The organism is Bacillus sp. LR_5, from assembly GCF_042709275.1.
In genome coordinates, this window is sequence record NZ_JAVAXX010000165.1 from 1 (window position 1) to 14,447 (window position 14,447).

Consider the following 14,447-nt stretch of genomic DNA (forward strand, 5'->3'; position numbering starts at 1 on the left):
CATTGTAACAGTGTCTTCGCCGAACTGACAAGAAATTAACGTTAAATTAAGGGTAGACCGGGAATTTATACGCTGTTCCCGCTTGAATGGCATTGGCTTTCACATTTGGATTCAGTGCTTCAAAATCCTTTACAATGTCATCCGGAGAACCTGCTGATCCGACTATCGACATAACCGTATCACCCGGCTTTACCTTCACCGTTTTATAAGCCGGTTCTTGTACAGCCGTTTTTGCTGATGCTTCATAGACAGGGAGGTCCTGAATGGGGATGGTTCCAATTTTAAGGTCATAAAAAAGAATAAAAAGTATAAAAACAATGCTGCATACTAAGGTGAGACGCTTCATCGCTTTTCCTCCCGCATACGAAATTTTATACCATAGTATGCTTGTCCATTTCGATTCATGACAAAAGAAAAGAGACTGCGAATGCTCGGTTTTTATACAGGCGCTTTTTTGACAGGATTTCTTCGACTAAACATTAACTTCAGATAGAAAATAGAAAATAGTGCAAAATTAGATCAAAAAGAGGCTTTTATAATATAAAACTCGTATTCCATTATTTACAATGAACAATGGATCTGTTAGGATAATTATGTAATAGTTTAAAGGAGGATCTACAAAATGAAGCAAGGAAAATTTTCTATGTTTTTAATTTTGCTACTAATGTTAACTTTGGTAGTTGCACCTAAAGAAAAAGCAGAGGCTGCAAGCAGTGGTTGGCAACCGGTAAGTGGTATTTCTGGTTGTAAAATAAGAGTTATTACAGATGCTTATACATATACTAAGAGTGCAACATCTATTGATGCTTACGCCGAAACAAATGGAAAATGCGGTAAACTAAATTATAAGAGCTTTGGTGTATCTATAGTTGAGGGTGGGGACATTGGCCCGCAATATTCAGGGTACTTTTCAAGTAGAACTCCAACCAAAAAGTTTTACTTCAGTAAATTACCAAAACCGACAGGAACACCTTGGGCAGTAGGTTTATCAGTGTATAAGGGGAAAGCTAAGGGAGCTGCATTTGTATACATAAACCCACAAAAAAGATAACAGTTCAATAATGAGAATAGAAGGAAAGAAGATAATTCTAACTTGTTGATGATTTAATTCTGAAAGCTAGGTGCCCTATTGGTACCTGGCTTTTTAAATAGCAACTATCTTATGTAAATATGTTGTGAAAGGATGCAAAATATTTTGCCATATGATTTTAACTAGTCTATTAGTTAAAATTTAACATTATTCTTATTTTGTTAAAAACATATGTCAAATGCTGTTAAGAACTTCTTTCATGTTACATCTTACTACTTCTGATATTATTGTCCAGAGCTTGTTCTTGAGTAATTGTAGAGCTTTTTTTATAAATGTATCTGTTTAAGCTCTATACATTTTATTAAATATCCCTTAAGTAAAAAGTTAATGCAAATGCTTTCACACTCTCTACTTAAAGGATAAAAATAAATATAATTTAACTTTTATTAATTACTTTTTTGGACGGAATCTCTTTTAAAACGAGAAACAGGATGACAAAATTGACAAACCAGTTCAGCAAAAATTCACTTGGTACGGTTGCTTCTAGTGCCCGCATGATTGTAAAGAATACAGTTGAAAGTGTGATGGAATAAGCAGAAAGCTTCCAGAGCTGATGATAGGATAAATGTTTTTTCTGCGAATTCTTAATGATTAACCCGATAAGCGCTAAAAACGATACTTCAATAAATTTTCCCGCTGCTGTTACGAGAAAAATAAGAGCTGAGAGAACAGTTACAATCATCGCTTTATTTTGGTTTAAACCTGCAATGACATCTTTTTTCTGTAACTCTGACGGCATCATTGAGTAAGACATTTCTTGGGCTTGTCCGTCAATGGCCAAAACAAATTTGTTCTGAAGGATGCCGATTGCGTTTTGCTTTGCTTCAATTTGTTCAGTGCCATAGGAGTCTGTCGGATCGAACACGATAACGAAACCATTTGCCTGAGATTCCGTGGCTTTTTTCTCATCCGTTTGAAGTTTGCCGTTTGAAATTGTGAAATCAGGGAAATCTTTGTTTAAAACAGTTTTAAAGCCGTTCATTGATTTTACGGTCCCTGTACTTACATAATAAGCGGTAGGGATTGCAAACAGGACAGAGAGCAAAAATACATAAAGAATCGCTTTTCCGATTCCTTGAAATCTTGTTTTTGCAATATCACGGGGAGAGTATGTACTTTTAATGAAAAGCTGAAACACATTCACTATCTTCACTTCCTAGCTAAACTAATATATGTTGCTTATTGTATCGTTGCATGCGTGTGAATACAAGGAAGACATGAAGAAGACAGAGTAAAATGGGAGGATGGAAGCTATGGATATGTTGTATTGGCTGTTGATTGCAGCGGTTTTTATCATTGCCTTTATCGGGCTGGTGTATCCTGTTATTCCGAGCGTAGTATTTATTGTTGCCGGATTTGTATTGTACGGATTTTTATTTTCATTCAGTCCGTATTCTTATATGTTCTGGCTTGTTGAGGCAGTTTTTGCGGCAGTATTATTCGCAGCAGATTACGTGTCGAATCTGCTTGGAGTAAAAAGGTTCGGAGGAAGCAAAGCTGCCATATGGGGAAGCACGATCGGTTTATTAATCGGGCCTTTTGTCATTCCGGTTGCAGGGATCATATTGGGGCCGTTTATCGGGGCTGTTTGCGCAGAACTTATCGTCCATCAGAAGGACTTAAAGTCAGCGTTTAAAATTGGCCTCGGCTCACTCATTGGTTTTTTAACAGGGGTTATTGCAAAGGGCATCATACAGCTTTTGATGATCGGATACTTTTTATGGACGGTCCTATAAGAAATGCTGGCGGCAGGTTTAATGGGGCAGATTATCGGTTAAAGTGAAATATGTCCGCTGAAATGAGCCAAATCGTGAGCTTTTTCATTGATTACAAAGCATTCTTTTGTTACATTGAATGAAGAAAGGCTCGCTGTGAAGCGGCATTTCAGTACATATATACTAAGGAGGAATTATCATGGCTTACGAACTTCCAGAATTACCTTATGCGTACGATGCTTTAGAACCGCATATCGACAAGGAAACTATGACTATTCACCATACGAAACACCACAACACATACGTGACAAATTTAAACAAAGCGGTTGAAGGAAACACTGCTCTTGCCAACAAATCAGTTGAAGAGCTTGTTGCAGATCTTGATTCTGTTCCTGAAAACATCCGCACTGCAGTCCGCAACAACGGCGGCGGACACGCGAACCACAAATTATTCTGGACACTTTTATCTCCAAACGGCGGAGGCGAACCGACTGGCGCGCTTGCTGAAGAGATCAACAGTGTATTTGGAAGCTTTGACAAATTCAAAGAGCAATTCGCAGCAGCAGCAGCTGGACGCTTCGGTTCTGGCTGGGCATGGCTTGTTGTGAACAACGGTAAACTTGAAATCACAAGCACGCCAAACCAAGATTCTCCGCTTTCAGAAGGCAAAACGCCTATCTTAGGTCTTGACGTTTGGGAGCATGCTTACTACCTTAACTATCAAAACCGCCGTCCTGATTACATTTCAGCTTTCTGGAATGTTGTAAACTGGGACGAAGTGGCTCGTCTATACAGCGAAGCAAAATAATGGCACAAACAAGGTCCTCATTATGGGACCTTGTTTTTTTATGTCTTCTTTTTACATATCTCGGTTTGAGTGAGACAGACTAAGGGATAGTAAAGGGGAGTCAGTAATGAGCAAACTAAAAAAAGTGATAGGCGATGTAGACGTAAACAAAGGGTTACTCTTTCTGCTGACCATTGGCGGGCTTTATTCGCTGGGAATTGCACTGTCCAATACATTTGTTAATGTGTATCTTTGGAAGCAGTCAGGGAAATTTATTGATTTGGCGATATATAATTTATCCATTGTGACAATGCAGCCGATAACCTTTTATTTGGCTGGACGGTTAGCCAAAAAAATAGACAGGGTATTCATTTTAAGGTTCGGCGTCATTTTTTTAGCTGCCTTTTATTTAAGTGTGCTTTTAGCCGGAGAAACGGCGGCCAGCCGCCTCGTGCTAATCGGCGCGGTGCTCGGAGTGGGCTATGGCTTTTATTGGCTAGCGTTTAACGTGCTGACCTTTGAAATAACAGAGCCGGATACGCGAGACTTTTTCAACGGGTTTATGGGCATTCTGTCTTCCTCTGCAGGAATGATCGGCCCGATTGTAGCCGGATTCGTGATCTCAAGGCTTGAAAATAATACGGGTTATACAGTGATTTTCAGTCTCTCCCTCAGTTTATTTGCCCTGGCCGTCGTGATGAGCTTTTTCTTAAAACGGAGAGAATCAAAGGGCCGTTTTATGCTGAGCAAAGTATTTGGAGAGCGCCATAGCAATATGAATTGGCGGAGAATTACGAATGCGCATTTTTTTCAGGGTTTGAGAGAAGGGATTTTTGTCTTTTTAATCAGTGTGTTTGTATTTATTGAGACAAACAGCGAACTTGCTCTCGGTACATTCGGTCTTGTCAATTCAGCTGTTTCCTTCTTTGCCTACTACTTTGCATCCAGGCTGATTAAGAAAAAGGCGAGAAAAAAATCGATTTTGCTGGGCGGACTTATTTTGTATGGCGCGCTGTTTTTGATTCTGTTCCATATGAGCTTTTCGACATTATTAACGTATGGCGTTTTTATTGCCATCGGCTATCCTCTGTTGCTTGTGCCATATGTATCACTTACATATGATGTGATAGGGCGCGCGAGGCATGCCAGAAAAGCAAGAATTGAATATATCGTGCTTAGAGAAATGTTCTTGAACGCCGGCAGAATTGTTTCCATTTTGTGCTTTCTCCTGATTGTGGCCCTTCTGAAAGAGGATGTGGGAATTCCTTTGTCACTTGCGATATTGGGTATAGGACATCCTTTGATTTATTACTTTGTCAAGGATATTCGTTTTAAGGAGAAAGAAGGGGAAAATGAAACCATGGAAGAAGACGGCCAAAAACGGGTAACAGAACCGACCCTTTTAAAAGGCGAGAGATAATTTTTTTGCCAAAAAGGGGTTATCTGTAGAAAAAAGTCGAAAAAACCTTTAAAATGAAAACTGGCACTCTTACTTGAGTGTCTTTTCTTTCTGTAAATAGAAAAGGTGATGTTATGAGGAGAAATAAACAAAAAAAGCAAAATCATAAAGAGAAAAAGAAGTCGCTTCCGATCCGGCTGAATATTTTATTTTTAGCTGCCTTTGTTATATTTACCTGGATTATTGTGGAACTGGGCATCAAGCAGATCGTGCAAGGCGATGATTACAAAAACCAAGCGAATAAGCAGGAACAAAGTGAAGTCAGCTCAGCGGTACCGCGCGGGAAAATTTATGATCGAAACTTTAATGCCATTGTGACAAATAAGGCTTTAAATGCAATCACGTACACGAGATCTAAATCGACCACGCAAGAACAGCGCTTAAAGATCGCAAAAAAGCTGTCTGGCATGATCAAAGTCGATACAAAAAAAGTAACAGAACGGGATAAAAAAGATTATTGGATTTTGACTAGACCGAAAGAAGCGAAAAAGCTGATTAGCTCTAAAGAAAGACAGCAGGTTGAAGAGAAAAAATTATCCGATGACGATTTATACCAGCTTCAGCTAAAACGGATTACTGATAAGCAGCTGAATGAATTGACGGATAAAGATATGCAGATCCTTGCTATCAAAAGGCGTATGGATTCAGGCTATGCTTTGACCCCTCAATATATTAAAAATGAGGATGTATCAGCGAAGGAAATGGCAGTGGTAAGTGAACATTTAGACGAACTGCCTGGAGTTGATGTCACGTCCGATTGGGAACGTGAATATCCATATAAAAACCTTCTTCGCTCAGTGCTCGGGAGTGTTTCCAGCTCTGATGAAGGATTGCCGTCCAACTTGCTCGACCATTATCTATCGCTTGGCTACAGCCGAAATGACAGGGTCGGAAAAAGCTATCTGGAATACCAATATGAAAGCCTTCTGCAGGGCCAAAAAGCAAAAGTCGAAAATATCACAGATTCAAAAGGCAATGTCACGGGAACAAAAACGGTATCTGAAGGCAAAGCCGGGAAAGATCTTGTACTAACAATTGATATTGATTTGCAAAAATCAGTGGAAAAAATTATTGAGAAAAAACTTAAAACTGCTAAAGCAAGACCTAGTACCGAATTGTTGGATCGTGCATTCGTTGTCATGATGGACCCTAGAAACGGCGAAGTGCTGACAATGGCAGGGAAGCAGATTAAACGAGAAAATGGAGCCTATAAGTTTGATGATTATGCATTAGGAGCCATGACTTCATCCTACGCTATGGGATCAGCTGTAAAAGGTGCAACCGTTTTGACCGGTCTTCAAACTGGAGCGATTAATTTGAATACTGTATTTAAGGATGAACCATTGTATATCGGCCAGGATAAAAGAGGGAAAAAATCTTGGCAAAACTTAGGGCCGGTTGGTATTCAAACTGCATTAGAGAAGTCATCAAACGTTTTTATGTTTAAAACAGCTATTGCAGTTGGTAAAGGTGAATATAAACCTCACCAAGCATTGCCTTTGGATACTTCTGCATTTGATACCTTCAGAAATTATTTCAGTCAATTTGGATTAGGAGTAAAAACAGGAATTGATCTACCAAATGAAATGACGGGATATAAAGGTACAAGCAGATTATCTGGTTTCTTGCTTGATTTCGCCATTGGACAGTATGATACTTATACACCGCTGGAATTGGCTCAATATGTCTCCACCATAGCAAATGGTGGCTACCGCATGAAGCCTCAGCTTGTAAAGGAAGTCAGAGATTCAAATGCGAAAAAAGGGATCGGCGCAGTCGTTGATTCTGTTCAGCCTGAAGTATTGAATAAAGTCGATATGAAGAGTAGCTATATTGAAGAGGTCCAAGCCGGTTTTAGACGGGTTGCCACTAAAGGGACAGCTGCAGGTCAACTGGCTTCAGCATCGTATAAACCAGCTGCAAAAACAGGAACAGCCCAATCATTTTACGACGGACCGGATAAATCAAAAACAGGAACAGACACTTATAATACGACGCTTGTGGCTTATGCACCAGCTGACAATCCTGAGATTGCTATTTCTGTCGTAGTTCCTTGGACTTACATTGATTACAATCAAAGATACTCAATTACAAACGAAATCGGCAGGGAAGTAATGGATAAATATTTTGAGCTGAAATCGAAGCAGGACAAAGAAGATACTCAGCAAAAGAATAAAGACAAAATTGAAGAAAATGCAGAAAACACAACGTCTTCTGATAACTAAAAAGAAACGCTCACATGATGTGGGCGTTTTTTTTATACAAAAAAACGCACTGATTTACAAAACCTTAACATTCGGTTCAAACCCTTTTTACATAGAACCTTTACTCTATACGTGTAGGACAAATTACACATTATACGCAGGGGGAATTCAGGAAATGAAAAAAAACAAATTGGTGCTTATGCTTCTGATGGCTGCTTTTATGATGATTGCAGTTGCATGCGGAAATGCAGGAGAAAGTAAAAAATCGAATAGCGATTCTGCAAAAGGAGAAGAAAAGGCATCAGGTTCTTTAACCATTTCTGGTTCATCGGCAATGCAGCCACTAGTACTTGCAGCCGCGGAAAAATTTATGGAAGAAAACCCTGATGCTGATATACAGGTACAAGCTGGCGGTTCTGGAACAGGGCTTTCTCAAGTCTCTGAAGGAGCTGTTCAGATCGGGAATTCAGACGTTTTTGCTGAAGAAAAAGAAGGCATCAATGCAAAAGCGCTTGTCGATCATCAAGTCGCTGTAGTTGGTATGGCAGCAGCTGTAAACCCTGATGCTGGTGTGAAGGATATTTCAAAAGATGAATTGAAAAAAATCTTCACTGGAAAAATTAAAAACTGGAAAGAGCTCGGCGGCAAAGACCAAAAGATTACACTTGTAAACCGTCCTGATTCTTCTGGCACACGTGCTACATTTGTAAAATATGCGCTTGACGGAGAAGAACCTGCAGAAGGCATTACTGAAGATTCCTCCAACACGGTGAAAAAGATCATTGCTGATACTCCGGGAGCGATTGGATATCTTGCATTCTCATATTTAACAGATGACAAAGTAACTGCTCTATCTATTGACGGTGTTAAACCTGAAGCCAAAAATGTAGCAACTGGCGAGTATCCGATCTGGGCTTATCAGCATTCTTATACAAAAGGTGAAGCGACAGGTTTAGCTAAAGAATTTCTTGATTATCTAAAGAGTGAAGACATTCAAAAAAGCATTGTTACTGACCAAGGCTACATTCCGGTTACTGATATGAAAGTGACACGGGATGCCAAAGGGAAGCAAAGCTGATCTTAATAAAAAGAGGAGTGCGGGGACAACCGTTTCTCCTCTTAACACATTCATAGGAGTGTAAAACAATGATAAACAATAGAGAAAATATGTCTGTGAGCGAGCGTTTAATCAGCTCAAGGCAAAATCGGCAATTGGATGAAGTTCGGGGAAGAATGATTGTGACAGCATGTGCGCTGATTATGATTGCGGCATCTGTTGCAATCACCATTTTCCTCGGCGTGAAGGGGCTGCAATCTTTTCTTGTAAATGGTGTAAGCCCAATTGAATTCTTAACGAGCTTAAATTGGAATCCTACAGATAGTGATCCGAAATACGGAGTGCTGCCATTTATTTTTGGCTCATTTGCAGTAACGATTCTTTCTGCTCTAATCGCTGCGCCGCTTGGCATTGCAGGTGCGATTTTTATGACAGAGATTGCCCCGAATTGGGGAAAGAAAGTGCTGCAGCCGGTGATTGAGCTTTTAGTCGGTATTCCATCTGTTGTTTATGGATTCATAGGTCTTACAGTATTGGTGCCGTTTATCGCCCAGTTCAAATCGAGCGGAACAGGGCACAGTTTATTGGCGGGAACGATTGTCCTTTCCGTCATGATTCTGCCGACGATCACATCGATTTCTGCTGATGCAATGGCTTCTCTTCCGAAGAGTTTACGAGAGGGTTCTTACGCGCTTGGGGCCACAAGATGGCAGACGATCAGAAAAGTACTTGTGCCTGCAGCTTTTCCAACATTGATGACAGCTGTTGTGTTAGGCATGGCTCGGGCGTTCGGTGAAGCTTTGGCTGTTCAGATGGTCATTGGAAATACAAGAGTATTGCCGGAAAGCCTGTTTGACACTGCGGGAACGCTGACAACGATCATCACGCTGAATATGGGCCACACCACATACGGAAGTGTTGAAAACAATACGCTGTGGTCAATGGGGCTTGTGCTTCTGGTGATGTCATTCTTGTTCATCCTGCTTATTCGCTACTTGTCATCTAGGAGGAAAGTGTAATGAACCGCAAAATAACAGATAAACTGGCGACCGGAATGTTTGGTTTGTGTGCAGCCATTATCGCTGCCATTTTAGTAGGTTTGTTTTCCTATATTATTATAAACGGTGTTTCTCAGCTCAGTTTTCAATTTATTACAACAAAGTCGAGCGCCATTGCAGCTGGAGGAGGCATACGAGATCAGCTGTTTAACTCCTTTTATATTTTGTTTATTACAATGCTGATTACAATCCCGCTCGGTGTGGGCGGCGGGGTCTTCATGGCTGAATACGCGCCTAATAACAAAGTAACTGACTTCATCAGAACATGTATAGAGGTGCTTTCATCTCTTCCGTCTATTGTCATTGGAATGTTTGGATTATTGATGTTTGTCAACTTAACAGGCTGGGGATATACGATCATAGGCGGAGCGCTTGCGTTAACTGTTTTTAACCTTCCTGTCATGGTGCGTGTGACAGAAGACGCGATCCGTTCAGTCCCTAAAGATCTGAAGGAAGCCTCTCTCGCTTTAGGTGTATCACGCTGGCATACCGTAAAAACGGTTTTAATTCCAAGTGCGATTCCTTCTATTATCACAGGAGCAATTTTAGCGTCAGGAAGGGTGTTCGGGGAAGCGGCCGCATTATTATTTACGGCAGGCCTGACAACACCGCGTCTTAATTTTACGGAGTGGAACCCGTTTTCGGAAACATCACCGCTTAATATTTTCAGGCCCGCTGAAACACTTGCGGTCCACATTTGGAACGTCAATACACAAGGAATGATTCCGGATGCTGAAGCGATTGCCAACGGTGGTTCTGCCGTGCTGGTGATTTCTGTTCTTGTGTTTAATCTCGCGGCGAGATGGCTTGGCACGATGATCTACAAAAAGCTTACGGCAAATTAGAACGGAAAGAGGCGAAAAGCATGTCTGAACAAATGGTAAAAGAAAAACCTGAGCGAGCTGTTATTGTTCCGAAGCAGAACCACGTGCTTGAGGTCAAAGATCTGTCCATTTTTTACGGAAATAAACAAGCCGTTCATCATGTAAACATGGATATTGAAAAAAATGCGGTGACTGCTTTAATTGGGCCGTCGGGATGCGGAAAATCTACTTTTTTGAGAAATATTAACCGAATGAACGATTTAATTCCATCTGCAAGAGCGGAAGGTGAAATCCTTTATGAAGGATTAAATATATTGGGCGGCAATATTAACGTTGTCAGCTTGAGAAGAGAAATCGGCATGGTTTTCCAAAAACCAAATCCATTTCCGAAATCGATCTATGCGAATATCACACATGCATTGAAATATGCCGGAGAGCGGAATAAAGCTGTTTTAGATGAAATTGTGGAAGAAAGTTTAACAAAAGCAGCGCTCTGGGATGAGGTGAAGGATCGTTTACATTCATCCGCACTCTCGTTATCCGGCGGCCAGCAGCAGCGTTTATGCATCGCGAGAACGCTTGCGATGAAGCCGGCTGTTCTTCTGCTTGATGAACCAGCTTCAGCGCTTGATCCGATTTCAAATGCAAAAATAGAGGAATTAATTACAGGATTGAAAAGAGAATACTCAATTATTATTGTCACGCACAATATGCAGCAGGCTCTGCGGGTTTCTGACCGGACGGCATTTTTTTTAAACGGCGAGCTTGTAGAATACGGACAGACCGAACAGATTTTCACGAGTCCGAAAAAGCAAAAGACAGAGGATTATATTAACGGAAAATTCGGATAGGAGGGCGGCAATGAGTATTGCTACCGAAGCTGTAATGAAACAGGAAGTCTATCAAGTCAATGGAATGAACTTATGGTATGGACAGCATCATGCTTTAAAAAATATCAATTTGAGCATTTATGAAAATGAGGTTACGGCGATTATCGGGCCATCCGGATGCGGGAAATCGACCTTTATCAAGACATTGAATTTAATGATTCAAATGACGCCGAATGTAAAGCTTGCAGGTGAGCTGAACTATAATGGCAGCAACATTTTAAAGGATAAAGTGGACATCGTTGATTTGCGAAAAAATATCGGCATGGTATTCCAAAAAGGGAATCCGTTTCCGCAATCTATTTTTGATAATGTGGCTTACGGACCGAGAGTCCACGGCACCAAAAATAAGAAGAAGCTTCAGGAAATTGTGGAAAAGTCATTAAAAGACGTGGCGTTATGGGATGAGGTGAAGGATCGATTGCATACGTCCGCTCTTTCGCTGTCAGGGGGCCAGCAGCAGCGTCTTTGCATCGCCAGAGCACTTGCGACCAATCCTGATATTTTGCTGATGGATGAACCGACATCTGCACTAGATCCAATCTCAACGAGAAAAATTGAAGAACTCATTCTAGAGCTGAAAAATAAATATACAATTGTCATTGTCACGCATAACATGCAGCAGGCAGCAAGGGTTTCTGATCAAACCGCCTTTTTCTACATGGGCGAGCTTGTTGAATGCGACAATACGAATAAAATGTTCTCTAACCCGAAGGACCAAAGAACGCTCGATTACATTTCAGGAAAGTTTGGATGAAAAAAAACAGGCTGAGTCAGCCTGTTTTTTTATCGTGTTAACGTTTTTACGATCTTTTTGAAACTCATGTCTGATTTTACTTTAAACTCGCCGGCACGAATTTCTTTGTGATAGCCGGCATCAATGACATAGTCATTAAAGTCTTGAGCCGAAGAGATAATGCCCTCTTTTTCAAGAATAGCAGATACATCCGCCGTGCTCATGCCGTCTTTAATGGTGAGCTTGTAGGTTTTGACTTTGTCTGATTTCGTGTCTGAGCCGCTGTCATTGTTTAAGGATTTCTCTTTTGAATCGAGAAGTTTTTGATATTCATCACGGTTGACAGAAACCAATTTTTTAGAATCAAGATAATTGTTCACGTCTTGTTCGGTTACTGTTTTATTTTCTTTTACAGCAGCGGCCTGGTCTTCGTCAGTCAGATAAAAAACAGCTGCAAGAACGGCTGTCGCTAAAATGATGCCGCCAGCAAATGCCTGAATGCCCCGTTTTGTCATACGAGCACCTTCTCATTATCTTTGATAATCGTATTCACGTCTTCCACTGATACATGCTCAGCTTTAGCAATCGCTTCAGCTGACATACCGTTATTATATTTAGAAAGTATTTGTTTAGCGATTTTTTGATTGATATCGTTCTGCTTTGATTTGCGAATGACAAGGTTTGTTTCCAGTAATTCTTCCTCAAGCACTGTCATTTTCTTTTTGAGCTTGTAAATTTCCTGCATCGCAGAAAGCTGCAGTGTTTCGAGCTCCTGTTCTACATCTTTCATCGGGTCTCTTTGAGAATATGAGAATGCAATTAGCGCTATACTGACGATAAACAACGCAATAATAGCAATTTCCACGTTTCATCACCTTCTATTCTTTTTTTATCCTTCTTTTTTATACCATAAAACCAATAGTTTCTAAAGGAATTCGCGAAAAAAACGAGATTTTGTCGAGAAATCTTTCTTTGCTTCTTCTATATGTAATGGTTTAATAGGAACACGAAGTGAACGATTGGAAAGGAGAATGTTAGGAGTCCATGGATAAACACCCATTTCCCTATAATATACGACATAAGCTTTCCTTTTTTAGGGACACATTCGACATGATCATTCAAAACGCTCACACCTTGACCGTAAGCTGGGAAATCTCAGAAGAAACAATGCGGCTGGCTGAAGCGGTCCTTTTCGAAAAAACGCAGGATATGATAAAAGAATTGCGCATTGTCATCAAAAGAAAAGACATTGAAGCTGTCAGGACAAAACGCACAACGTATGATAAAGGCGAATGGACGATTAGACAGGCGGCTGGTGATGCTGTATATCGGGCTGAATACAGAATTGTGAATTCAATGAATGTCTCTCTCAAGCTTGCCGGTACAGACGACATCTATCTTGATGAAAATGGGATTCGTCATATAAACAGTTTTCAGATTGAAGAAGCGCACACCAGGTGGGAGGCGCAATTTTCTGCATACACCTGTTATGGGAGAGGGGAAAAAGAACGGTGAACATTCTCATGCTTTCACCCGAACATCCCGATGAGCCGAAAAGCGGGCTCGGTATCCATTTAAACCGCCTCATTTCCTATTTAAACCCTCATATCAACATTAAGGTTTTTACTCCGAGCGGGCAGCTGTTTTCGTATGCGAAGTTTGAAGATTACATAGCTGATGCTAACTTTACAATGGTTCGCCATGTGTTATCACACAATAAACGCTTTGATCTGATTCATGCCCATGATGACACAACTGCCCCTGCCGCCCAGTATTTGAAACAACGGCTTGGCCTTCCGCTTGCTGCGACAATCCACGGTCTTGAAAGCGAAAGGAAGAAGGTGTGCCGAGAAGCCCCACACCCATACAGGCTCATGACCGAACGGCTCCTTATAGAATCCGCTGATGCATTGATCGTATTAAGCACATTTATGAAGCGGTCTCTTGATAAGGCGGCACATAAGAAAATAACCGTTATCCCGAGTCCTGCATCTATGGAGAAAGAGAAGGGGAAAATCCCGAGAAGCATGAATAGAAGATTCCTCTTTTCATATGGAAGGTTTGTTCCGGAAAAAGGATTATCGCAGCTGTTAAAGGTGTTTGCCATCTTGAAGCAGCGTCAGCCAGACCTCTATCTAGTGCTGGCTGGGGAGGGGCCGTCTCTGTCCTGCTATGAGAAATTAGCTGCGGCATATAACCTGAAGGATCGCGTCATATTCCTGCCGTTTCTCAATTGGAAAGACATCAGAACGTTACTGTCTCACTGTGAAATGGCTGTTTTCCCTAGTTCTTATGAACCGTTTGGGCTTGCCGCGCAAGAAAGCATGGAACAAGGTGTGCTGACTGTCGTTTCTCAGTCGGGTGGTTTTTGTGACTATGCCGTTCATGACAAAACGGCAGTCATCGCTGATTTTACGCTCGTACAGGACGCGGCTGATCTGCTGGACAGCTTTTTAAAAGACCGGGAAAAAGCCCGCCGGATAAAAGAAGCTGGCAGACAACAAGTGTTCAAGCTCCACCACCCCCGACTCATTATGTCATCATATTTGCAGCTTTATGAGCGTATCTTCAATAATTCAGCAATTCATTGAAAAACAGCCTAGCATTCCGTCCATTATAGTGGTATTATA

16 protein-coding genes are annotated in these 14,447 nt (G+C 41.1%); 12 read left to right on the forward strand and 4 right to left on the reverse strand.

What is annotated here, in order from left to right; genetic code table 11:
• Nucleotides 1-46 precede the first annotated feature (46 nt).
• Nucleotides 47-346, reverse strand: a complete 300-nt coding sequence (locus RAC86_RS24895) for a LysM peptidoglycan-binding domain-containing protein (RefSeq protein ID WP_003230087.1) — start codon at nt 344-346, stop codon at nt 47-49.
• Nucleotides 347-622: 276 nt separating this feature from the next.
• On the opposite strand from RAC86_RS24895, the gene yqgA reads away from it, so the two are divergent.
• Complete coding sequence (yqgA, locus tag RAC86_RS24900) at nt 623-1,051, forward strand: cell wall-binding protein YqgA (protein ID WP_377886114.1); 429 nt, start codon at nt 623-625, stop codon at nt 1,049-1,051.
• A 415-nt stretch (nt 1,052-1,466) separates the two neighbouring features.
• Here yqgA and RAC86_RS24905 read toward each other — a convergent pair whose 3' ends face one another.
• Nucleotides 1,467-2,234 carry a DUF1189 domain-containing protein gene (locus RAC86_RS24905; RefSeq protein WP_003230089.1) on the reverse strand — a complete coding sequence of 256 codons (768 nt, stop codon included), beginning with the start codon at nt 2,232-2,234 and terminating at the stop codon, nt 1,467-1,469.
• 109 nt (nt 2,235-2,343) lie between these two features.
• Between RAC86_RS24905 and RAC86_RS24910 the strand changes: the two genes are divergently transcribed.
• The 9 genes from RAC86_RS24910 (at nt 2,344) to pstB (RAC86_RS24950) (ending at nt 11,838) form a co-directional block, all read left to right on the forward strand.
• Complete coding sequence (locus RAC86_RS24910) at nt 2,344-2,826, forward strand: DUF456 domain-containing protein (protein ID WP_004398518.1); 483 nt, start codon at nt 2,344-2,346, stop codon at nt 2,824-2,826.
• A gap of 178 nt (nt 2,827-3,004) precedes the next feature.
• Nucleotides 3,005-3,613 carry a superoxide dismutase SodA gene (sodA, locus tag RAC86_RS24915; protein ID WP_004398583.1) on the forward strand — a complete coding sequence of 203 codons (609 nt, stop codon included), beginning with the start codon at nt 3,005-3,007 and terminating at the stop codon, nt 3,611-3,613.
• 106 nt (nt 3,614-3,719) lie between these two features.
• Nucleotides 3,720-5,012, forward strand: coding sequence for an MFS transporter (locus RAC86_RS24920; protein WP_003230095.1), 1,293 nt, complete (start codon nt 3,720-3,722; stop codon nt 5,010-5,012).
• 113 nt (nt 5,013-5,125) lie between these two features.
• A complete protein-coding gene (gene pbpA / locus RAC86_RS24925) occupies nt 5,126-7,276 on the forward strand; it encodes a penicillin-binding protein 2A (RefSeq protein WP_377886116.1) in 2,151 nt (716 codons plus the stop codon).
• Between the two features lie 154 nt (nt 7,277-7,430).
• On the forward strand, nt 7,431-8,333 hold the full coding sequence (locus RAC86_RS24930) for a phosphate ABC transporter substrate-binding protein (protein ID WP_377886117.1): 903 nt from the start codon (nt 7,431-7,433) through the stop codon (nt 8,331-8,333).
• A 68-nt stretch (nt 8,334-8,401) separates the two neighbouring features.
• Nucleotides 8,402-9,331 carry a phosphate ABC transporter permease subunit PstC gene (gene pstC, locus RAC86_RS24935; protein ID WP_014477352.1) on the forward strand — a complete coding sequence of 310 codons (930 nt, stop codon included), beginning with the start codon at nt 8,402-8,404 and terminating at the stop codon, nt 9,329-9,331.
• On the forward strand, nt 9,331-10,215 hold the full coding sequence (pstA, locus tag RAC86_RS24940) for a phosphate ABC transporter permease PstA (RefSeq protein WP_003230103.1): 885 nt from the start codon (nt 9,331-9,333) through the stop codon (nt 10,213-10,215). Before pstC ends, pstA begins: the two co-directional genes overlap by 1 nt.
• A 20-nt stretch (nt 10,216-10,235) precedes the next feature.
• Nucleotides 10,236-11,045 carry a phosphate ABC transporter ATP-binding protein PstB gene (gene pstB / locus RAC86_RS24945; RefSeq protein WP_015384102.1) on the forward strand — a complete coding sequence of 270 codons (810 nt, stop codon included), beginning with the start codon at nt 10,236-10,238 and terminating at the stop codon, nt 11,043-11,045.
• Nucleotides 11,046-11,055: 10 nt separating this feature from the next.
• Nucleotides 11,056-11,838 (forward strand): phosphate ABC transporter ATP-binding protein PstB, encoded by a 783-nt coding sequence (pstB, locus tag RAC86_RS24950; RefSeq protein WP_014480273.1) that lies wholly within the window; start codon nt 11,056-11,058, stop codon nt 11,836-11,838.
• A gap of 29 nt (nt 11,839-11,867) precedes the next feature.
• Here pstB (RAC86_RS24950) and RAC86_RS24955 read toward each other — a convergent pair whose 3' ends face one another.
• Together RAC86_RS24955 and RAC86_RS24960 are read right to left on the reverse strand one after the other, a co-directional pair.
• On the reverse strand, nt 11,868-12,332 hold the full coding sequence (locus RAC86_RS24955) for an endolytic transglycosylase MltG (RefSeq protein WP_024571927.1): 465 nt from the start codon (nt 12,330-12,332) through the stop codon (nt 11,868-11,870).
• On the reverse strand, nt 12,329-12,682 hold the full coding sequence (locus RAC86_RS24960; protein WP_003245993.1) for a hypothetical protein: 354 nt from the start codon (nt 12,680-12,682) through the stop codon (nt 12,329-12,331). Before RAC86_RS24960 ends, RAC86_RS24955 begins: the two co-directional genes overlap by 4 nt.
• A gap of 179 nt (nt 12,683-12,861) precedes the next feature.
• On the opposite strand from RAC86_RS24960, the gene RAC86_RS24965 reads away from it, so the two are divergent.
• Nucleotides 12,862-13,332 (forward strand): hypothetical protein, encoded by a 471-nt coding sequence (locus RAC86_RS24965; protein ID WP_377886118.1) that lies wholly within the window; start codon nt 12,862-12,864, stop codon nt 13,330-13,332.
• The gene (locus RAC86_RS24970) at nt 13,329-14,408 is read left to right on the forward strand and encodes a glycosyltransferase family 4 protein (RefSeq protein WP_377886119.1); all 1,080 of its coding nucleotides are present in this window, start codon (nt 13,329-13,331) and stop codon (nt 14,406-14,408) included. Before RAC86_RS24965 ends, RAC86_RS24970 begins: the two co-directional genes overlap by 4 nt.
• The last annotated feature ends 39 nt before the right edge of the window (nt 14,409-14,447 follow it).